The sequence below is a fragment of the Streptomyces rectiviolaceus genome (genome assembly GCF_039533825.1).
Lineage (GTDB): Bacteria > Actinomycetota > Actinomycetes > Streptomycetales > Streptomycetaceae > Streptomyces > Streptomyces rectiviolaceus.
Window position 1 is genome coordinate 138499 of the sequence record NZ_BAAAUG010000031.1, and the last position, 20391, is coordinate 158889.

Below are 20391 nucleotides of genomic sequence, written 5' to 3' on the forward strand. Positions count from 1 at the left end.
AGAGGGTGTCCTAGCCGTAGATGATGCGACGCAGCTGCCGGAGGGTGAGCTCGGGCGGCGCGACCGCGCGGTAAGTGAGATCCGCCGAGATCTTTTCGAAGATCGCCGCGTTCAGCAGGCCCTGACCTTGCAGTTCGCGGTGGCGGCGACGGACGAATTCTTCGGTCGTCTCGTCGAAGTAGGCGAGCACGTCCTGGATGACCCGCAGGGCTTCGCCCCGCTGGAGCGGGGTGCTGCGGGTGAGGTGGTCCACCAGGTCGTCGTGCATTCGTTGATCCTGAAGGAACAGCCCTCTGGGTGCAACAATCCTGCCCGGTATCGGGCAGGAGCGCGGCGAGAATCAGCCCCGATGCGGGGCAATCGGGTGGGTGGGCGGGAAAAATCCGCCGCGAAGCGGCGTCCTAGAGCCGTTTCAGGACGGCCTGCTTGGCGGCGGCGAACTCTTCATCGGTGAGTATCCCGGTCTGATGCAGATCCCCGAGCTCCCGCAGGCGCCGCAGCAACGCATCGTGATCATCCTCGGCCGGAGCGGCAGGCGCGGACTGCGCAGCCAGGGCAGGCGGCGCCTCCGAGGACTCCGCCAAGGCCCCCGCCGGATGAGGCAACCGCACCTGCACGGCCGCAGCGACCAGCGCCATCAGCGGATCCTTCTTGAACCCCCACAGCTCGACCGAGTTCGGGTCGTACTTCGGCGGGGCCTTCGTGGGGGAGTGCCGGACAGTGAAGCGGAGGTAGCCGTTCTCAAGGCCCACGGCGGGCTGCCACTCCACCCCGGCCACATCCGCAAGGGCCAGCGACCGCGTACCGGCCGCCGACTTCGCCTCCTCCGTCTTCCAGTTCCACTCCAGACGGATGTGCTCGCCGTCGAAGCTCGCCGTGCCGTCCCCCGCCGACACCGAGAGCGGCACAGAGGGTCCCGGCAGCAGATAGCTGTCGCAGGACGCGGCCGGCACCTGTTCGACAAGGAGGGCGTTGCGGACCTCGTCCACGACGTACTCCGCGACGCCGTAGCGGTCCGACTCCACCGTCAGCTGATACGGATCCGCGTCCCCGAACTTGCCCCCGGCCGCCTGCAGCAACGGATCCGCGCCGTCCCGCAGCCGCAGCCTCAGGCGCCCCGACTTCTTGCCCTGTTCGAAGGCGATGCCCGCCAACGCGCCCAGCGGCACGGCCAGTTCTCCCAGCGACTTGCGCAGCAGAGACACGTTCTTGTCGCGTCCCGGCACAAGGCGCAGCGTCTCTCCGTCGAAGGTCCAGGTTCCGTCGCGCTGGATGATTTCCGCCATGGGAGGATTCTTCCATCGGCGGGCGGCGGAAGTGGTCTACACCCTTGACCCGCCACGGGGCGCAAGGTACCCATGGTGACCGTTCGATTGCGATGCACCACAGTGATGGCCCGTCGAAGGGACCCGCTCGTGAGACAGCACCACAGATCGACCCGCCTGTTCGGCTCGTTGCTGCTCGTGGCCGCGGCCGGATTCTCGTCCGTGGCCGCTGTGCCGGGCGGCGGCAGCGGTGTGAAGGAGGCAACCACGGCCACCACCCCGACCCCGCTCGGCCAGATCGTCCCGGCCCCCGCGTCCGCCGTCCCCGGTGGATCCCCGTACGAGATCAACTCCAAGACCCGCATCCGGGTCGACGACGACTCGCGTGACGCGCACCGGATCGGCAGCTATCTGGCGGGCGTCCTGCGCCCCTCCACCGGCTACCCACTGAAGGTCACCGACGACGAGGGCCGCGACGGCATCCGGCTGCGGCTGAGCTCCAAGGACAAGTCCCTGGGCAGCGAGGGCTACCGCCTGGAGTCCTCGCGCGGCTCCGTCACCATCACGGCCCGCAAGCCCGCCGGGCTCTTCTACGGCGTCCAGACGCTGCGCCAGCAGCTTCCCGCGGCCGCCGAGAAGCAGACCAGGCAGAAGGGCCCCTGGCTGGTCGCGGGCGGCACCATCAAGGACTCGCCCCGCTACGAACACCGCGGCGCGATGCTCGACGTGTCGCGGCACTTCTTCTCGGTCGACAAGGTCAAGCGCTACATCGACCAGATGTCGCTCTACAAGGTCAACAAGCTGCACCTGCACCTGAGCGACGACCAGGGCTGGCGCATCGCGATCGACTCCTGGCCCAAGCTCGCGACGTACGGCGGCTCCACGCAGGTCGGCGGCGGCAAGGGCGGCTACTACACCAAGGCCCAGTACAAGGACATCGTCCAGTACGCGGCATCGCGGCAGCTCGAGGTGATCCCCGAGATCGACATGCCGGGCCACACGAACGCCGCGCTCGCCTCGTACGCCGAGCTGAACTGCGACGGCGTCGCGCCCCCGCTCTACACCGGCACCGAGGTCGGCTTCAGCTCGCTGTGCGTGAAGAAGGACGTCACGTACGACTTCGTGGACGACGTCATCCGTGAGATCGCCGCCCTGACGCCCGGCAAGTACATCCACATCGGCGGCGACGAGGCGCACTCCACCAGCCACGAGGACTATGTGGCGTTCATGAACAAGGTGCAGCCCGTGGTCGCCAAGTACGGCAAGACCGCGATCGGCTGGCACCAGCTGACCGGCGCCACACCCGCCAAGGGCGCCATCGCGCAGTACTGGGGCTACGACGCCACCGGTGCCGCCGAGCGCGAGCAGGTCGTGAACGCGGCGAAGAAGGGCACCAAGCTGGTCCTCTCGCCCGCGGACCGCGCCTACCTCGACATGAAGTACGACAAGGACACCCCGCTGGGCCTGGCCTGGGCGGGCTACGTCTCGGTGCAGCGCAGCTACGACTGGGACCCGGGGACGTACCTGACGGGCGCGCCCGCGGACTCGATCCAGGGTGTCGAGGCGCCGCTGTGGTCGGAGACGATCTCGACCTCCCCGCACATCGAGTACATGGCGTTCCCGCGGCTGCCCGGCATCGCCGAGCTCGGCTGGTCGCCCGCGTCGACGCACGACTGGGACACGTACAAGGTGCGGCTCGCCGAACAGGGGCCGCGCTGGGACGCGTTGGGAATCGGCTACTACAAGGCGCCGGACGTGCCTTGGCCCGGTAATTAGGAGCAGTACTTAAGGATGCGTGTACGAAGGTGGGGCTCGGGAGGACCGTCTCCCGAGCCCCACCTGGCATAGGGGGTTAAGCGATCGGGTTCTTCAGCGTCCCGACCAGTTGCAGCGCGCCCGCCGGATCGGCGAGGTCCACCATCTGTTCGTTGTCCCGCAGCTGAAGCCGGTTCAGGCAGGAGCGCGAGAACTCGGGGGCGAACATGTCGAACTGCTTGAACTTGTCCGCCAGTTGGGGCGTGGCCTCCTGGTAGGCGTTCACGCACTCGGCGACGGCGCCCCAGAACGTCTCCTCGTCCACCAGGCCCTCGGTGACGAGGTTCGCGGACAGGAAGCGGAAGAAGCAGTCGAAGACGTCCGTGAAGATGGACAGGAGCTTCTGGTCGTCGGGGACCTCGACCCGCAGCCGCTCCACCGTCGGCGGGAGCACCGCGTCCGGGTCCATGACCGCGATCTCCTCGGCGATGTCCTTGAAGATCGCCCGCTGTACGACGCCGTCCTTCAGGACCAGGATGACGTTCTCGCCGTGCGGCATGAAGACGAGGTCGTACATGTAGAAGCTGTGCAGGAGCGGCGTCAGGTAGGCGTGCAGATAGCCGCGCAGCCACTCGGCGGGGGTGAGTCCCGAGCGCTCGATGAGGGCGCCCGCGAAGGACGCGCCGTCGCGGTCGGTGTGCAGGAGCGAGGCCATCGTGGCCAGTTGCTCGCCCTCCGCGAGGGACGGGACGGGGCTCTCGCGCCACAGGGCCGCGAGCATTTTGCGGTACGGGGAGTAGCGGTCGGTCGCGGCCTCGTACTCCAGGTGGCGATAGCCGACGGCCGCGCGCTCGCGGATGATCGTGAGGCCGGTCGACTTCAGGGTCTCGTCGGTGTCGATGAGGTTCGCGAGCCAGTCGTTGATCGCCGGGGTCGCCTCCATGTACGCGGCCGAAAGCCCGCGCATGAAGCCCATGTTGATGACCGAGAGGGCCGTTTTGACGTAGTGCTTGGCCGGGTCGCTCTGGTTGAAGAACGTACGGATCGACTGCTGGGCGAGGTACTCGTCGTCGCCCTCGCCCAGGCAGACCAGATGCCGCTGGGCGACCTCGGCCGCGAAGGTCACCGACAGCTTGTTCCACCACTGCCAGGGGTGTGCCGGGATCAGGAGATAGTCCTCCGGGTCCAGGCCCTGGTCGCGGAGTTTGCGGTCGAAGCGCTCCAGGGTCTCCTGGCCCAGCTCGGCCCGGAAGAACGACTCGTAGTCGATGCCCGCGCCCGCCGTGAACGCGGCGCGCTCCTTGCTCGCCGCCAGCCACACGAGGCGTACGGGGCTCGCGGTCTCGGGAGCGTACGAGAGGTACTCGTGCACGCCGAAGCCGAGCCGCCCGTTGTTGGCGACGAAGCAGGGGTGGCCCTCGGTCATGCCCGTCTCGATCTCCTGGAAGCCGGAGCGGGAGAGCTCGGCGGCCGGGATCGCGGGCTTGGTGAGTTTGTAGCAGGTGCCGGAGAGGGTGGAGGAGATCTCCTCCAGGTAGACCGGCAGGATCTCGTCGCTCAAGCCGAGCGCCGTACGCAGCTCGATGAAGAAGTCGAGGGCGTTCAGCGGGAGTTCGGTGCCGTCGCGGTGCCGGGATATGGAGTCGGCGTCCACCTGCCAGTGGTCGAGCCTGAGCCGCTTGGCGGTGAAGCGGTAGCGGGTCAGGGCGTCGTCGCTGCGGATGACGTATTTGTCGTCACCCAGGGGCTCCGGGGTGAAGAGCCGCTCGTGGGCGAACTCGGCGATGGCCTTGCGGATGAGGAGGCGGTTGGCCTGCTCCCAGCGCTCGGGGGAGAGGTGCGCCGTGGCGTCGGACAGGGTCATATCGCCGATTCCCTTTCACGTACTGCTTGTTCGCGTACTGCTGCTTCGAACTGCTCCCGGGTGCAGAAGCTCAGCAGAGCCTTCTTCTCCGGCTTCTGGATGACCTCGGCCGCGCGGAACCCGACGGCTTCGTTGAGGGCGTGCACGGCCTTGTTGTCGACGTCGGGCTCGACCACCACGCGCTGGACCGCAGGGTCGGCGAAGAGCGTCGCCATGACCTTGGTGATCACGTCACGCGTGAAGCCGGGGATGCGGACGTCGGAGGGCGCGGTGAGGAAGTGCATGCCCACGTCGCCGGGCTCGGGGTCGTAGAGGCCGACCAGCTCGACGTGTCGCGGGTCGTAGCGCTCCATCAGGAAGGCGGGGACGCCTTTGTGCAGGCCGATGAACGCGTCGTGGTGCTCGTGGGCGGCGATCGCCATGTACTCGCGCTCGACGTCCGGCAGCGTGGCGTCCTGCATCATCCAGAACGAGGCCTTGGGGTGGGTGACCCAGCCGTGCAGGAGCTCGGCGTCCTTCAGCGGATCGAGGGGGCGCAGGGTCAGGTCTGAAGTGTGTTCTGAAGTGTTGCTCATACGGCGAACTCCTGGAACGCGATGGACTTCTCGACGGGGTAGTACTCGGAGCCGAGCAGCTCACCGATGATGTACGCGTTGCGGTACGGGCCCATGCCCAGATCGGGGCTGGTCAGGGAGTGGGCGTGCACGGCGCCGTTCTGCAGGAAGATGCCGCGTCCCGTGGTGTCGATCGAGTAGTTGCGGGCGACCTCGAAGCGGCCGCGGCCGTCCCAGCGGATCCGGTCGCGCACCGGCTCAAGGAAGTCGGGCGTGACGTACTGATAGCCGGTGGCGAGGATCAGGCCCTCGGACTCAAGCTCGAAGTCCTTGCCCTGCTCGTCCTGGTGCAGGCCCAGGCTGTAGGTGCCGTTCTCGTGACGCGCGCTCTGCAGCGAGGAGTTGGTGAGCAGACGCGTCGGCACCGGGCCGCCGAGGTTCTTCTGGTAGAGCAGGTCGAAGATCTCGTTGATCAGGTCGCCGTCGATGCCCTTGAAGAGCGTCTTCTGCTGATCCTGCAGGCGGTAGCGGGTCGCTTCCGGCAGGGCGTGGAAGTAGTCGACATACTCCGGAGAGGTCATCTCCAGCGTCAGCTTCGTGTACTCGAGGGGGAAGAAGCGCGGGGAGCGCGTGACCCAGTTGAGCTTGTAGCCGTGGACGTCGATCTCGCTCAGGAGGTCGTAGTAGATCTCGGCGGCGGACTGGCCGCTGCCGACGAGCGTGATCGAATCCTTCCGCTGGAGCTCCTGCTTGGACTGCAGATAGCGGGAGTTGTGGATGAAGTCCCCGCCGAGGTCCGCGCACGACTCGGGGATGTGCGGCGGGGTGCCGGTCCCCAGGACGAGGTGGCGGGCGCGGAAGGTGTCGCCGGTCGTGGTGTGGACGACGTACAGATCATCGGCGTACGTCACCTCCGTCACCGTCGTGCTGAAGCGGACCGAGGAGAGCTTCGCGGCGGCCCAGCGGCAGTAGTCGTTGTACTCGGTGCGCAGCGGATAGAAGTTCTCGCGGATGTAGAACGAGTAGAGCCGCCCCGATTCCTTCAGGTAGTTGAGGAAGGAGTAGGGGGACGTCGGGTCCGCCAGGGTGACGAGGTCCGACATGAACGGGGTCTGGAGGTGAGCGCCCTCCAGGAACATGCCCGAGTGCCACTCGAAGTCCGGCTTGGACTCCAGGAAGAGGCCGTTCAGCTCGTCGATGGGTTCGGTCAGACAGGCGAGACCGAGGTTGAAGGGGCCAAGGCCGATACCGATGAAGTCCAGAGGTTCCAGTGATTCTCGGTGATCAGGAAGCGCGGTCAAGGGTCTCTCCCAGGTACTGCTCGGCGTGGCCGGCGATCAGATCGAGGACGGCCGTGATGTCGGCGACCGTGGTCTCGGGATTGAGCAAGGTGAACTTGAGGTACTGGCGCTCGCCGACCTTGGTGCCCGCGACGACGGCGTCACCGGAGGCGAACAGGGCCTTGCGGGCGTACAGGTTGGCGCGGTCGATGGCGGACGGGTCGCAGATCGACTCGGGGATGTAGCGGAAGACGAGCGTGGAGAGCTGGGGCTCCACGACGACGTCGTAGCGGGGGTCGGCGGCGAGCAGCCGCCAGCCGTCGTCCGCCATGTCGCAGACGGAGTCGAAGAGTTCGCCGATGGCGTCGGCGCCCATCACGCGCAGTGTCATCCACAGCTTCAGGGCGTCGAAGCGGCGCGTGGTCTGGAGGGACTTGTCGACCTGGTTGGGGATGCGCTCCTGCACCATGCGGCGCGGGTTGAGGTACTCCGCGTGGTACGTCGCGTGGCTCAGCGTCGCCCGGTCCCGGACCAGGACGGCGGAGGAACTCACCGGCTGGAAGAAGGACTTGTGGTAGTCGACGGTCACGGAGTCGGCGCGCTCGATGCCGTCGATGAGGTGACGGTTCTTGAGCGAGGCGAGCAGACCGCAGCCGTATGCCGCGTCGACGTGCATCCAGGTGCCGTACTGCTCGCACAGTTCGGCGATCTCGGGGAGCGGGTCGATGGACCCGAAGTCGGTGGTGCCCGCGGTGGCGACGACCGCCATGGGGGTGAGGTCGTCGTCCAGGCAGCGCTCCAGTTCGTGGGCGAGTGCCACGGTCTGCATGCGCTTGTTGTGATCGGTGGGGATGACGATCACGGCGTCCTCGCCGAGGCCGAGCAGCGTCGCGGCCTTCTGGATGCTGAAGTGACCGACCTCAGAGGCGAAGATGCGCAGCTGGTCGGCGGGCTTGCCCGCCTTGGCCGCTTCCTCGCGGGCGAGCAGCATGGCCTGGAGGTTGGACTGCGAGCCGCCGCTCGTGAACACGCCGTCGGCGGCCGGGCCGAGCCCGATGCGTTCGGCTGTCCAGTCGATGAGACGGCGCTCGATCAGTGTGCCGCCCGCGGACTGATCCCAGGTGTCGAGGGAAGAGTTGACGGCGGAGAGCACGGCCTCGCCGAGCACGGCCGGGATGACGACCGGGCAGTTGAGGTGCGCGAGGTAGCGGGGATGGTGGAAGTACACGGCGTCGCGCAGGTAGAGCTCGTCGAGCTCGTCCAGGGCGGCGATGGTGTCGTGCAGCGGCTCGTCCAGGTCGACGGCCTCGATGCGGGGCGCGAGGTCGTCGACGGATATGCCGGTGAAAGGGCGGGACGTGGTGGCGATCCTGGCCGCCACCCGCTCGACTCCTTCGGTCACGGAACTGCGGTAACGCTCCGCGGTGGTGTCGTTGAGCAGGTGCGAGCGCATGAACTTCCTCTGGGTGAGGGGACTTGGGGGAAGTGAGGTAAGCCTAACCTAACTTCCTTGCGTGTTAAACCCAGGGGGTCCCTGTGGTCACCAGGAGGCACAAAAACGGAACAGCCCTCTCCGGAATGCGGAGAGGGCTGTTGTGCGCATGCGCTCGCGTGTGGGGGAGAGCGGGTCAGCTGACCTTCTTGGCCTTCTCGATCGCGTCGGCGAGGTCCTCGAGGATCGGGGCGCACTTGTCGTACGAGTAAATGGGCTCGGTGACGCGGGGGATGACCTGGCCGGCCTTGACCGCGGGCAGCTTCGCCCAGGTCGGCTTCTCGATGTCGGCGGGCTGGATGGTGGCGGTGCGGTTGTCCATCATGATGACGTCCGCGGCGTGCTTGTTGACGTTCTCCCAGCTCAGGTTCTCGAACCAGCCGCCGCTCGCCTTCTTGGCGCGCTCGGACGGCTCGACGAAGTTCACGCCGAGGGACTTGAAGTACTCCAGGTCCGCGGAGAGGTTCGTCCCGGAGACGTAGAAGATGTCCTGACTCGCCGAGCCGACGAGGACCTTGATGTCCTTGTTCGCCTTGGCGACCTTGCGCAGCCGCTCGGCGGCGGCCTCGAAGCGCTTCTTCGCCTTGACGACCTTGTCGGCCTTCACGTCCGCGCCGAGCGACTCGGCGAGTGCGAGGAGGCGCTGGAGGGGCTGTGTCATCTGGCGGTCGTAGACGCTGATGCCGACGCTGGGGGCGAGCTTGAGGATCTTGTCCTTGCTCTCCTCGGGAACGGACCAGAGGGTGCCCGCTTCGTCGAACATCGTGGAGACGAGGAGGTCGGGGGCGAGGCCCGCGTACTTCTCGATGTTGAACTTGCCCCATTCGTTGCCGAGGATCGTCAGCTTGCTGATGTCCATGTCACCGGCCTGGACATCGGCCTTGCCGTCCTTGGTCTTCGTCGGGCCGAAGACGCCCTTGACCTCGATGCCGTAGTCGAAGAGGGCCGCGGCGACGCCGGTGAAGGCGACGATGTTCTTCGGCGTCCCCTTGCTCTTGGCGGTCGTGCCGCGGTCGTCCTTGAAGCTCCAGGGGCCGGAGTCCCCGGAGTCGGCCGCGCCCGAGCCGTCCTTCTTCTCGTCCCCGCAGGCTGCCAGCAGGGCCGTGAGGCCGAGGGCGCCGCCGGCGGCGAGAATGCCGCGGCGGGAGGGCTGAGGGAGGCGGGAGTGGGACATATGGGTCTCTGCTTTCGTGAAGACGACGGCGGGCCACTGGCCGGAACTAGCGCTTAGGTTAACCTAACCTAAGCAGCTGTCCAGTGGCCCCCGCGGTCGCCTTCCCAGGTGTGCGGGTGTTATCCCGCGAACCCCAGCTCCCGGGCGATCAGCATGCGCTGGACCTCGCTGGTCCCCTCGCCGATCTCCAGGATCTTGGAGTCCCGCCACATCCGTGCCACGGGGTACTCGTTCATGAAGCCGTACCCGCCGTGGATCTGCGTGGCCTCACGGGCGTTGTCGACCGCGACCGTGGAGGAGTAGAGCTTCGCGATGGCCGCCTCCTTCTTGAAGGACTCGCCGCCGACGAGGCGCGACGCCGCGTCCCGCCAGCCGACCCGGGCCATGTGCGCCCGCATCTCCATGTCCGCGATCTTGAACTGGATCGCTTGGTTCGCCCCGATCGGCTTCCCGAAGGCGTGCCGTTCCTTGGCGTACTTCACGGACTCGTCGACGCAGCCCTGCGCGAGGCCCGTCGCGAGCGCGGAGATCGCGACCCGGCCCTCGTCGAGGATCCGCAGGAACTGGGCATAGCCGCGCCCCTCTTCGCCCAGGAGGTTCGCCACCGGGACCCGCACGTCCGAGAAGGCCAGCTCGCGGGTGTCCGACGCGTTCCAGCCGACCTTCGAGTACGGCGCCGCGACCGTGAAGCCGGGGGTCCCGGACGGCACGATGATCGAGGAGATGAGCGGACGGCCGTCCGCCTTGCGGCCGGTGACGGCGGTGACCGTGACCAGCCCCGTGATGTCCGTGCCGGAGTTGGTGATGAAGCACTTGGAGCCGTTGATCACCCACTCGTCGCCGTCCCGCACCGCGGTCGTACGGGTGCCGCTCGCGTCCGAGCCGCCGTCCGGCTCGGTCAGGCCGAAGGCGCCCAGGAGTTCACCGGAACAGAGCCGGGGCAGCCACTCGCGCTTCTGCTCCTCCGTGCCGAAGAGGTGGATCGGCATGGCGCCGAGGGATACGCCCGCCTCCAGGGTGATCGCCACCGAGGAGTCGACACGCGCCAGCTCTTCGAGCGCGATGCCGAGGGCGAGATAGTCGCCGCCCATGCCGCCGTACTCCTCGGGGAAGGGCAGGCCGAACAGGCCCATGCGGCCCATCTCGCGCACGATCTCGTACGGGAACTCGTGGCGTTCGTAGAGGTCGCCGATCTTCGGGGCGACGACGTCGTGCGCGAACTCCTCGACCGTGCGGCGGAGTTCCTCGTGCTCAGGGGACAGACGGTGGTCCATCGTTCTTCACTGCTCCTGGTGGGAGGTGCCCGTCAGGGCACGGACGGTGCGGGACGGGCTGGGTCGGCCCAGTTGTTCGGCCATCCACGCGCTGGTGGCGGTGAGCCGGCCGAGATCGACGCCGGTCTCGATGCCGAGGCCGTCGAGCATCCAAACGAGGTCTTCCGTGGCGAGGTTGCCGGTGGCGCTCTTCGCGTACGGACAGCCGCCGAGGCCGCCCGCCGAGGAGTCGACCGTGCGCACGCCGTGCTGCAGGGCGGCGAGGGTGTTGGAGAGCGCCTGGCCGTACGTGTCGTGGAAGTGCACGCCGATGCGGTCCGTCGGCACGCCCTCCTCGTTCAACTCGGCGAGCAGGGCGAGGACATGGCCCGGCGTGGCCACGCCGATGGTGTCGCCGAGGCTCAGCTCGTCACAGCCCATGTCGAGCAGGGCCTTCGCGGTGCGGACGACCCGGGCGATGGGCACCGGGCCCTCCCACGGGTCGCCGAAGCACATGGAGAGATAGCCCCGCACATGCACCTTCTGCTCGTGGGCGCGGGCCACGACCGGCTCCGACATCGCGAGCGCCTCGGCCATCGTGCGGTTGAGGTTGGCCTTGGCGAAGGACTCCGTGGCGCTGACGAAGACGGCGATGCCGCGGGCGCCGAGCGCCAGGGCGCGGTCCAGGCCGCGGTCGTTCGGCACCAGGACGGGGAGCTTCGCCGCCCCGTCCCGTTCGAGGTCCTGTTCGAGGTCCCGTACGAGCGGGAACAGCTGCTCGGAGTCGGCAAGTTGGGGCACCCACTTGGGGTGCACGAAGCTGGTCGCTTCGACGGTCGTGAGGCCCGCGGCGGCGAGGCGGCGGATGAACTCCGCCTTGATCTCCGTGGGGACGACCGCCTTCTCGTTCTGCAGGCCGTCCCGTGCGCCCACTTCGTAGATGCGGACGCGGGGTGGGAGGTCCTGGGCGGGGACGACCATGGGGAGGCCGCCGGGCCGTGCTCCGGTGGTTGCTTCGGCGGTCATTTCTTGTCCTCCTCCGCCTCGTCGGGGATCACCACGGCCAGGACCTGGTCCATGGCGACGGTCGAGCCCGGTGTGACGTCGAGTTCGCTGACGGTGCCCGCGTGCGGGGCGGAGATGACGTGCTCCATCTTCATGGCCTCCACCACGAGGAGGCTCTGCCCCTGGGTCACGCGGTCGCCGGTGGACACCTTGACGACCGTGACCGTGCCGGGCATGGGGGCGGTCAGGGCGTCGGCCCCGCTGTGGGCGGCGCCGGTGAGGCTCGCCTCGACGGGGTCGAAGTCCTGGACGTGCCAGGCGTCGCCGTCCCGGCCCAGCCAGTCGCCCGCGCGGTGGAACGTATGGGTGATGCCGTCCACATGGACCGTGACGCGGCCAGGCTCCACCGTGCGCGGGCCCTCGCCCGCGATGTGCGCGACAGGCTCGTGCCCCGGCACGCGGAAGTGGTGCGTGAGCGGGGCCGGGGTGCCGCCAAGGCGCCAGCCCTCCGGCACCGAGAAGGGGTCTCGCCAGCCGTCGCCGGTGGGTTCCAGGGCGGCGGTGCGGACCGCTGCCGCGGCCCCGTACACCTCGTCCGGTACCCCTTCGGGGATCAGGCCGTCCGCCTCGCGCTCCACCAGGCCCGTGTCCAACTCCCCGGAGACCACCGCCGGGTGGGCGAGGAGCCGCCGCAGGAACCCCGCGTTGGTCGGCACGCCCAGGGTGACCGTCTCCGCAAGGGCGGCGCGCAGCTTGCGCAGCGCGGTCGGGCGGTCGGCGCCGTACGCGATGACCTTCGACAGCATCGGGTCGTACAGGCTCCCGACCTCCGTGCCCTCGCTCAGCCCGGAGTCGGTCCGCACGCCGTCGCCCTGCGGCTCGTGCAGCGCGAGGACCGTCCCGCCGGACGGCAGGAAGCCGCGGGATGGGTCTTCGGCGCAGACGCGCGCCTCGATCGCGTGGCCCGTGAGCGTGATGTCGTCCTGCCCGTACGGGAGTTCCTCACCGGCGGCGACTCGCAGCTGCCACTCCACCAGGTCGATGCCGGTGATCAGCTCCGTGACCGGGTGCTCCACCTGGAGACGTGTGTTCATCTCCATGAAGTAGTACGAAGCCGGGTCCTTGCCCGGCACGATGAACTCCACCGTGCCCGCGCCCGCATACCCGCAGGAGCGCGCCGCCTGGACCGCCGCCTCGCCCATCGACGCGCGCGTGGCCTCGTCGAGCAGGACGCTGGGTGCCTCTTCGATGATCTTCTGGTGGCGGCGCTGGAGCGAGCACTCGCGCTCGCCGAGGTGGATCACATGGCCGTGGCCGTCCGCGAGGACCTGGATCTCGATGTGCCGGGGGCGGTCGATCCACCGCTCCACGAGCAGCGTGTCGTCACCGAAGGAGGACCTCGCCTCGCGCCGCGCGGCGGCGATCTCGTCCGCGAGCAGCGATGCGTCCCGCACGAGCCGCATGCCCTTGCCGCCGCCGCCCGCTGATGGCTTGAGCAGCACCGGCATGCCGATCTCCCGGGCGGCGGCGGCCAGTTGTTCATCGGTCAGGCCGCTGCCCGATGAGCCGGGGACCACCGGGACCCCGGCGGCCTTGACCGTCTCCTTGGCGCGGATCTTGTCGCCCATCAGGTCGATCGCCGAGGCGGGCGGCCCGATGAAGACCAGGCCCGCATCCGCGCAGGCCCGCGCGAACTCCGCGTTCTCCGCGAGGAAGCCGTACCCCGGATGGACGGCCTGGGCGCCGCTGCGGGCCGCCGCTTCGAGCAGCCGCTCGGCCGACAGGTAGCTCTCGGCGGCCGGGGGCGGGCCGATCCGTACCGCCGTGTCGGCCTCCCGGACGTGCCGGGCGTCCGCGTCCGCGTCGCTGAACACGGCGACCGAGCGCACGCCGAGCGCCCGCAGCGTCCGGATCACGCGGACCGCGATCTCGCCTCGGTTGGCGACCAGCACGGTGTCGAACATCGTCCCTCTCCTGCTGAAGTCAGTCATCGTCCGCCTCACATCCGGAAGACGCCGAAGCCGGGCTCGCCCAGCGGAGCCTCGGCACACGCGGTCAGGGCGAGGCCGAGGACCTGCCGGGTCTCCATGGGGTCGATCACGCCGTCGTCCCACAGCCGCGCGGTGGCGTAATAGGCGTTGCCCTGCTGTTCGTACTGGGCGCGGACCGGGTCCTTGAAGGCCTGCTCGTCCGCGTCCGACCACTCCTCGCCCCGCGACTCCAACTGGTCGCGCTTGACGGTCGCGAGGACCGAGGCCGCCTGCTCGCCGCCCATGACGGAGATCTTGGCGTTCGGCCACATCCACAGGAAGCGGGGGGAGTAGGCCCGGCCGCACATCGAGTAGTTCCCCGCGCCGTACGAACCGCCGATCACGACCGTCAGCTTCGGCACGCGTGTGCAGGCCACCGCCGTGACCATCTTGGCGCCGTGCTTGGCGATGCCGCCCGCCTCATAGTCCCGGCCGACCATGAAGCCGGAGATGTTCTGCAGGAAGACCAGGGGGATGCCGCGCTGGTCGCACAGCTCGATGAAGTGGGCGCCCTTCTGGGCGGACTCGGAGAACAGGATGCCGTTGTTCGCGATGATGCCGACCGGGTGGCCGTGGAGGTGGGCGAAGCCCGTCACGAGCGTCTGGCCGTACTCCGCCTTGAACTCGGCGAAGCGCGAGCCGTCGACCACGCGCGCGATGACCTCGCGGACGTCATAGGGGGTGCGGGAGTCCGTCGGCACCGCTCCGTAGAGCCCGGCCGGATCGGCCTTCGGCTCCTCGACCGGGCGGACGGACCAGGGGAGTTCGGCGCGGTCGGGGAGCGTGGAGACGATCGTCCGCACGATCCGCAGCGCGTGCGCGTCGTCCTCCGCGAGGTGGTCCGTCACCCCGGAGACCCGGGAGTGGACCTCGCCGCCGCCCAGCTCCTCGGCCGTCACGACCTCGCCGGTCGCGGCCTTCACCAGGGGCGGGCCGCCGAGGAAGATCGTCCCTTGATTGCGGACGATCACGGCCTCGTCGCTCATCGCGGGGACATAGGCACCGCCCGCCGTGCACGAGCCGAGCACGGCCGCGATCTGCGGGACGCCCGCACCGGACATCCGCGCCTGGTTGTAGAAGATCCGCCCGAAGTGCTCGCGGTCCGGGAAGACGTCGTCCTGCATGGGCAGGAAGGCGCCGCCCGAGTCCACCAGATACAGGCAGGGGAGGCGGTTCTCCAGCGCGACCTCCTGGGCGCGCAGATGCTTCTTCACCGTCATCGGGTAGTACGTCCCGCCCTTGACGGTGGCGTCGTTGGCGACGATCACGCACGTGCGCCCGGAGACCCGGCCGATGCCGGCGATGACCCCGGCCGCCGGGGCGTCCCCGCCGTACAGGCCGTCGGCCGCGAGCGGTGCCAGCTCCAGGAAGGGTGATCCGGGGTCGAGCAAGGCGTCCACGCGGTCGCGGGGCAGCAGCTTGCCGCGCGCGACATGACGGGCCCGGGCCCGCTCGCCACCGCCGAGCCTGGCCGCGGCGAGCTTGGCCCGCAGGTCGTCGACGAGGGCGGTGTGCGCCGCCTCGTTCGTCCGCCATGCTTCGGACGCGGGATCAGCCGCGCTCACCAGCACCGGTGCCTGCAGCATCAGTCGAGCCCCCTTGCTCGGTTAATGAGCGTTAACGCATTTCCAATAGGTTAACGAGCGCTAACCGCCCTGTCTAGAATTGATTCCATGGCCACCAGAACCGACGCCCCCACCCGTCGCGAGCAGATCCTCAGGGAAGCCGCCCGGCTCTTCGCCGAGCGCGGCTTCCATGGAGTCGGAGTGGACGAGATAGGAGCGGCCGTCGGCATCAGCGGGCCGGGCCTCTACCGCCACTTCGCGGGCAAGGACGCGATGCTCGCCGAGCTGCTCGTCGGCATCAGCGGGCAGCTCCTGACCGGCGGCAAGCGGTGTGTGGCCGAAGCGGACGGGTCGCCGGAGCGGGTGCTCGACGCGCTCATCGAGGGGCACATCGACTTCGCCCTGGACGACCGCTCCCTGATCACCCTGCACGACCGCGAGCTCGACCGGCTGCGGGACACCGACCGCAAGCTGGTCCGCCAGCTCCAGCGGCAGTACGTGGAGATCTGGGTCGACGTCGTGCGCAAGGTCTATCCGGACCTCGCCGAGAACGCGGCCCGCGTCTCCGTGCACGCGGTCTTCGGGCTGCTCAACTCCACGCCGCACCTGAGCCGGCGCGACGCGCTGCCCAGCCGGACGGCCATGGCGGAGCTGCTGCACAGCCTCGCGCGCGGGGCGTTCGCGGCGACGGCGACGTGACGGCGGCGTGACGGGAGCGACAGGACTTCTCTCTGGACGGCCCGGTGACCGGCGGGTAACGTTTGTCTGAGCAAGCGCTTAGTCGTGTGGCGCTTGGTCGAGCCTGGTGCCGTATCGAAGGAGTGCTCCGTGCGCCGTACCGTTTTCAATGAGGACCACGAGGCGTTCCGGGAGACCCTGCGCGCCTTCATCGAGGCCGAGGTCGTCCCGGTCCACGAGGAGTGGTTCGCCGCGGGTCAGGTGCCGCGCGAGTTCTACTACAAGCTCGCCGAGCTCGGCATCTTCGGCATCAGCGTCCCCGAGGAGTTCGGCGGCGCGGGCATCGAGTCGCACAAGTTCGAGGCCATCCAGTACGAGGAGACGGCCCGCGCGGGCGTCAGCTTCGGCGGCTCCGGTGTGCACGTGCTGCTCGCCCTGCCGTACATCAAGGCGCTCGCCACCGACGAGCAGAAGAAGCGCTACCTCGAGAAGTTCGTCTCCGCCGAGGAGATGTGGGCCCTGGCGATGACCGAGCCGGGCACCGGCTCCGACCTCGCGGGCATGAAGACCACGGCCAAGCTCTCCGAGGACGGCACGCACTACGTCCTCAACGGCTCCAAGACCTTCATCACCGGCGGTGTGCACGCCGACCGCGTGATCGTCTGCGCGCGTACCTCCGCGCCCACCGCCGAGGACCGCCGCTTCGGCATCTCCCTCTTCGCCGTCGACACCAAGTCCGACGGCTACTCCATCGGCCGCAAGCTCGACAAGCTCGGCCTGAAGACCTCCGACACCGCCGAGCTGGCGTTCGTCGACGTCAAGGTCCCCGTCGAGGACCTCCTCGGCGAGGAGAACAAGGGCTTCTACTACCTCGGCAGCAACCTGCCCTCCGAGCGCTGGGGCATCGCCTACGGCGCGTACGCGCAGGCCAAGGCCGCCGTCCGGTTCGCCAAGGAGTACGTGCAGGACCGCACCGTCTTCGGCAAGACGGTCGCCTCCTTCCAGAACACCAAGTTCGAGCTTGCCGCCTGCCAGGCCGAGGTGGACGCCGCCGAGGCCGTCGCCGACCGCGCCCTGGAGGCCCTGGACGCGGGCGAGCTGACCGCGGCCGAGGCCGCGTCCGCGAAGCTGTTCAACACCGAGGTCGCGCACCGCGTCATCGACAAGTGCCTCCAGCTGCACGGCGGCTACGGCTTCATGAACGAGTACCCCATCGCCCGCCTGTACGCGGACAACCGCGTCAACCGCATCTACGGCGGCACCAGCGAGGTCATGAAGATGATCATCGCCAAGAACATGGGCCTGTAAAGGACATGGGCCTGTAAAGACCGCCCTGTAGAACTGGATTCATGAACAAGGCACTTGAGTCACTCCTCGATCTGCTCGACCTGGAGCAGATCGAGGAGGACATATTCCGGGGCGTGAGCCGTTCGGCGCTCGTCCCGCGCGTCTTCGGCGGCCAGGTAGCCGCCCAGGCGCTGGTGGCGGCAGGACGCACGGTCCCCGCCGACCGGCCCGCCCACTCCCTGCACGCGTACTTCCTGCGTGCGGGGGACCCGGGCGCGCCGATCGTCTACACCGTCGACCGGATCCGCGACGGCCGCTCCTTCACCACGCGCCGGGTCGTCGCCGTCCAGCACGGGCAGCCGATATTCCACCTTTCCGCGTCCTTCCAGACGTACGAGGAGGGCCTGGAGCACCAGACGGGGATGCCTTCGGCGCCGGACCCGGAGACACTGCCGACCGCCGCCGAGATGCTGCCGCGCCACTTGCCGCAGCACGTAGCCGACCGTCTGATCGAGGCCCGCGCGGCCGTCGACCTGCGCTACGTGGACGCACCGCCCTGGGCATCGGTCGGGCAGCCGCGCGAGCCGCGCTCCCAGGTGTGGTTCCGCACGAACGGCAAGCTCGACGGCGGTATCGACGAGTCCCTGCTGCACGTGTGCCTCGCCACGTACGTCTCCGACATGACGCTGCTCGACTCGGTGCTGCTCGCGCACGGCCGGGGCGGCTGGGCGGTCGGTGACGTCGTCGGCGCCTCGCTCGACCACGCGATGTGGTTCCACCGCCCCTTCAGGGCCGACGAATGGCTCCTGTACGACCAGGAGTCGCCCTCGGCGTCCGGAGGGCGTGGCCTGGGGCAGGCGCGGATCTGGACGCGGGACGGGCAGCTCGCGGTGACGGTGATTCAGGAAGGCGTCGTTCGCGTCCCGCGCTGATCGGACATACGGTCCGATACATGAGTGAGCCGGTGGACAGCAGTCAGCCCGAGCCGTCAGAAGGCAGCGGCGAGAGCACCTTCACCGTCATCGTCGCCGCTGTCGCCAATCTCGGGATCGCCGTCGCCAAGGCCGTCGCAGGTGTCATCAGCGGGTCGAGCGCGATGCTCTCCGAAGCGGCGCACTCCTTGGCCGACACCGTCACCGAGGTGCTGCTCCTCACCGCCCTGAAACGGAGCGAGAAGCCCGCCGACGAGGACCATCCGCTGGGCTACGGCCCCGAGCGCTACATCTGGGCGATGCTCGCGGCCGTCGCCACCTTCGTAGGCGGCGCCGTCTTCTCGATCTACGACGGCATCCACACGCTGGTGGCGGGCGAGGAGCTAGGCGACCCGCTCATCTCGTACATCGTGCTCGCCGTCGCCTTCCTCCTGGAGGGCTATTCGCTGCGCACCGGCGTCAGACAGGCGCGCGGCGAGGCGGCGCGCTTCGAGACGTCCTTCGGGCGCTATCTCCGCTACACGCCCGACACAGCCGTGAAGGCCGTCGTCCTGGAGGACGCCGCCGCGCTCACCGGCCTCGTGCTCGCCGTCGGCGGGCTGCTGGGCGGTCAGCTCACGGGGTCCGGCGTGTGGGACGGCGTGGCCTCGCTCTGCATCGGCGCGCTGCTCCTGTACGTCGCCTGGGTGCTCGGCCGCAGCAACGCCCAGCTCCTCATCGGGTGTCCGCTGCCGAAGCCCATGCGTAAGGAGATCCGTGACGTGCTGCTTGCCTCCGAGCACGTCGAGGCCGTGCTCGAACTGACGACGCTGCTCCAGGGGCCGCGCGAGGCACTGGTTGCCGCCAAGGTCGACTTCCGTGATGCCTCCACGGCCGCGGAGATCGAGTGGGCCTGCGAACAGGCCGAGCGTCGGCTGCGGGAGCGGTTTCCCGGCGTACGCCGGGTCTATCTGGACCCGACGCCGGGGTACGCCCAGCGGCGCGAGGAAGGGCTCAACCCGTGGCCGTGACTCAGGCCTCCGGCGTGAGGCCCGCGGCGTCAAGGAGGTAGGCCGTCATCGGGTCATAGAGGCGCGGGCTCGTGACGTGGTCGTCCAGCGGGACCGTCACCTGGACGGTGCCCTCGGCCTCGCCGATGAACAGCGCGGGGTCGTTGCAGTCCGCGTACCCGACGGAGTCGATGCCGCGCTGGCCCGCCCGTCCGGCCCAGCCGTGGTCCGCGACGACCAGGTTCGGCAGCGGGCGGCCCTCGCGCTCCAGGCCGTCCAGGATCGCGTTCATCGGCTCGGGGGAGTGGGTGTGCCACAGGGTCGCGCCGCGCTCCAGCATCGCCACGTCCGCGAACTGGAAGACCATGCCCTCGTCGGCGGTGAGGCCCTCCGGGATGACGACGATCTCGCAGCCCGCCGTGCGCAGGGCGGCCGCCGTCGCGCGGTGCACGTCGAGCAGGCCCCCGGGGTGGCCGGTGGCGAAAAGGACCCTCTCCTTGCCGGCGGCCGCCTTGCGCAGGCGCGCCGCCATCCGCTCCAGTGCGTCGACCGTCAGCTCCGGGTCGATGGTGTCCTGCCCGTGCCGGAACTCGGCGTCGTCGATCACGCCGCACCGCTCGGCCATCACCGCGAGGACGTCCTGCTCGTCGGTCCAGCGGTCACCGAGCTCCAGGCCGAGCCAGTAGTGGCGGTCGCCGTTCGCGAGCTTCCTGTAGTGGCTGAGGTTGTTCTCGCGGGGCGTGGCGACGTCTCCCGCGATGCGGGAGCGTACGAGGTGGTCGACAAGCGCGGCGCGGCTGGGTATTGGCATGGGTCCCATTCTGCCGTCGGTGACCGGCTGGTGGCGGGCAGTCCCGAACCGTGGACTTGTGACCTGCGCGATGCGCTGCGCTTGGCTTGGGCGGGGTGGGGCCTTCTTTGTCTGCGGGCGTTGTGGCTTGTCGTGCAGTTCCCCGCGCCCCTTACGGGGCCCTCAGCGCGAACCACAGTTCCATCCGTACGTCCGGGTCGTCCAAGTCCGACCCCAGTAGTGCCGCGCACCGGGTGATGCGCTGCCGCACCGTATTGCGGTGTACCCCCAGCGCCGTTGCCGTGCGGTCCCAACTGCCGTGCAGGGAGAGCCAGGTGCGCAGGGTCTCGGTGAGCGCCTCGCTGCCGCCGAGCGGGGCGAGCAGCACGCGCGCGTGGGCGGCGGCCTCGGCGGGCTCCACCAGAGCTGCGATGCCCGCCTCGCGGTGCCGGACCAGCGGCGCGCGGGTGGCCTCGGC

General features: G+C 69.1%; 18 protein-coding genes. 5 read left to right on the forward strand and 13 right to left on the reverse strand.

The genetic code is table 11. From position 1 onward, the window contains the following. Window positions 1–10: 10 nt before the first annotated feature. Both ABD378_RS10940 and ABD378_RS10945 read right to left on the reverse strand, forming a co-directional pair. On the reverse strand, window positions 11–268 hold the full coding sequence (locus ABD378_RS10940) for a hypothetical protein (protein WP_344520404.1): 258 nt from the start codon (window positions 266–268) through the stop codon (window positions 11–13). A 133-nt stretch (window positions 269–401) separates the two neighbouring features. Continuing rightward, window positions 402–1286 carry a DUF4429 domain-containing protein gene (locus tag ABD378_RS10945; protein ID WP_344520405.1) on the reverse strand — a complete coding sequence of 295 codons (885 nt, stop codon included), beginning with the start codon at window positions 1284–1286 and terminating at the stop codon, window positions 402–404. A 129-nt stretch (window positions 1287–1415) separates the two neighbouring features. On the opposite strand from ABD378_RS10945, the gene ABD378_RS10950 reads away from it, so the two are divergent. Beyond that, complete coding sequence (locus tag ABD378_RS10950) at window positions 1416–3041, forward strand: beta-N-acetylhexosaminidase (RefSeq protein ID WP_344520406.1); 1626 nt, start codon at window positions 1416–1418, stop codon at window positions 3039–3041. A gap of 76 nt (window positions 3042–3117) precedes the next feature. On the opposite strand, the gene ABD378_RS10955 is transcribed toward ABD378_RS10950, so the two are convergent. From ABD378_RS10955 to ABD378_RS10995, 9 genes are all read right to left on the reverse strand, one after another. Further along, on the reverse strand, window positions 3118–4884 hold the full coding sequence (locus tag ABD378_RS10955) for an IucA/IucC family protein (RefSeq protein WP_344520407.1): 1767 nt from the start codon (window positions 4882–4884) through the stop codon (window positions 3118–3120). After that, entirely contained in the window at window positions 4881–5459 is a 579-nt protein-coding gene (locus ABD378_RS10960; RefSeq protein WP_344520408.1) for a GNAT family N-acetyltransferase, read from the reverse strand. Before ABD378_RS10960 ends, ABD378_RS10955 begins: the two co-directional genes overlap by 4 nt. Further along, entirely contained in the window at window positions 5456–6739 is a 1284-nt protein-coding gene (locus ABD378_RS10965) for a lysine N(6)-hydroxylase/L-ornithine N(5)-oxygenase family protein (protein ID WP_453086959.1), read from the reverse strand. Before ABD378_RS10965 ends, ABD378_RS10960 begins: the two co-directional genes overlap by 4 nt. After that, on the reverse strand, window positions 6723–8171 hold the full coding sequence (locus ABD378_RS10970) for a pyridoxal phosphate-dependent decarboxylase family protein (RefSeq protein WP_344520409.1): 1449 nt from the start codon (window positions 8169–8171) through the stop codon (window positions 6723–6725). Before ABD378_RS10970 ends, ABD378_RS10965 begins: the two co-directional genes overlap by 17 nt. Window positions 8172–8346: 175 nt before the next feature. Continuing rightward, entirely contained in the window at window positions 8347–9384 is a 1038-nt protein-coding gene (locus ABD378_RS10975; protein ID WP_344520410.1) for an ABC transporter substrate-binding protein, read from the reverse strand. A 119-nt stretch (window positions 9385–9503) separates the two neighbouring features. Then, window positions 9504–10658, reverse strand: coding sequence for an acyl-CoA dehydrogenase family protein (locus ABD378_RS10980; protein ID WP_344520411.1), 1155 nt, complete (start codon window positions 10656–10658; stop codon window positions 9504–9506). A 6-nt stretch (window positions 10659–10664) separates the two neighbouring features. Continuing rightward, on the reverse strand, window positions 10665–11663 hold the full coding sequence (locus tag ABD378_RS10985) for a hydroxymethylglutaryl-CoA lyase (RefSeq protein ID WP_344520412.1): 999 nt from the start codon (window positions 11661–11663) through the stop codon (window positions 10665–10667). Then, a complete protein-coding gene (locus ABD378_RS10990) occupies window positions 11660–13606 on the reverse strand; it encodes an acetyl-CoA carboxylase biotin carboxylase subunit (protein ID WP_344520413.1) in 1947 nt (648 codons plus the stop codon). The genes ABD378_RS10985 and ABD378_RS10990 overlap by 4 nt, the downstream gene beginning before the upstream one ends. Before the next feature lie 35 nt (window positions 13607–13641). Further along, the gene (locus ABD378_RS10995) at window positions 13642–15258 is read right to left on the reverse strand and encodes a carboxyl transferase domain-containing protein (RefSeq protein ID WP_344520414.1); all 1617 of its coding nucleotides are present in this window, start codon (window positions 15256–15258) and stop codon (window positions 13642–13644) included. An 87-nt stretch (window positions 15259–15345) separates the two neighbouring features. Between ABD378_RS10995 and ABD378_RS11000 the strand changes: the two genes are divergently transcribed. The 4 genes from ABD378_RS11000 (at window position 15346) to ABD378_RS11015 (ending at window position 19144) form a co-directional block, all read left to right on the forward strand. Next, the gene (locus tag ABD378_RS11000; protein WP_344520415.1) at window positions 15346–15936 is read left to right on the forward strand and encodes an SACE_7040 family transcriptional regulator; all 591 of its coding nucleotides are present in this window, start codon (window positions 15346–15348) and stop codon (window positions 15934–15936) included. Between the two features lie 129 nt (window positions 15937–16065). Next, window positions 16066–17223, forward strand: a complete 1158-nt coding sequence (locus tag ABD378_RS11005; protein ID WP_344520416.1) for an acyl-CoA dehydrogenase family protein — start codon at window positions 16066–16068, stop codon at window positions 17221–17223. A gap of 41 nt (window positions 17224–17264) precedes the next feature. Further along, entirely contained in the window at window positions 17265–18134 is an 870-nt protein-coding gene (locus tag ABD378_RS11010; protein ID WP_344520417.1) for an acyl-CoA thioesterase, read from the forward strand. A gap of 20 nt (window positions 18135–18154) precedes the next feature. Further along, entirely contained in the window at window positions 18155–19144 is a 990-nt protein-coding gene (locus ABD378_RS11015) for a cation diffusion facilitator family transporter (RefSeq protein WP_344520418.1), read from the forward strand. Window position 19145: 1 nt separating this feature from the next. On the opposite strand, the gene ABD378_RS11020 is transcribed toward ABD378_RS11015, so the two are convergent. Continuing rightward, the gene (locus ABD378_RS11020; RefSeq protein WP_344520420.1) at window positions 19146–19934 is read right to left on the reverse strand and encodes a phosphatase; all 789 of its coding nucleotides are present in this window, start codon (window positions 19932–19934) and stop codon (window positions 19146–19148) included. A gap of 151 nt (window positions 19935–20085) precedes the next feature. Next, window positions 20086–20391 (reverse strand): helix-turn-helix domain-containing protein (locus tag ABD378_RS11025; protein WP_344520421.1); only part of this gene is annotated, 306 nt, incomplete at its 5' end.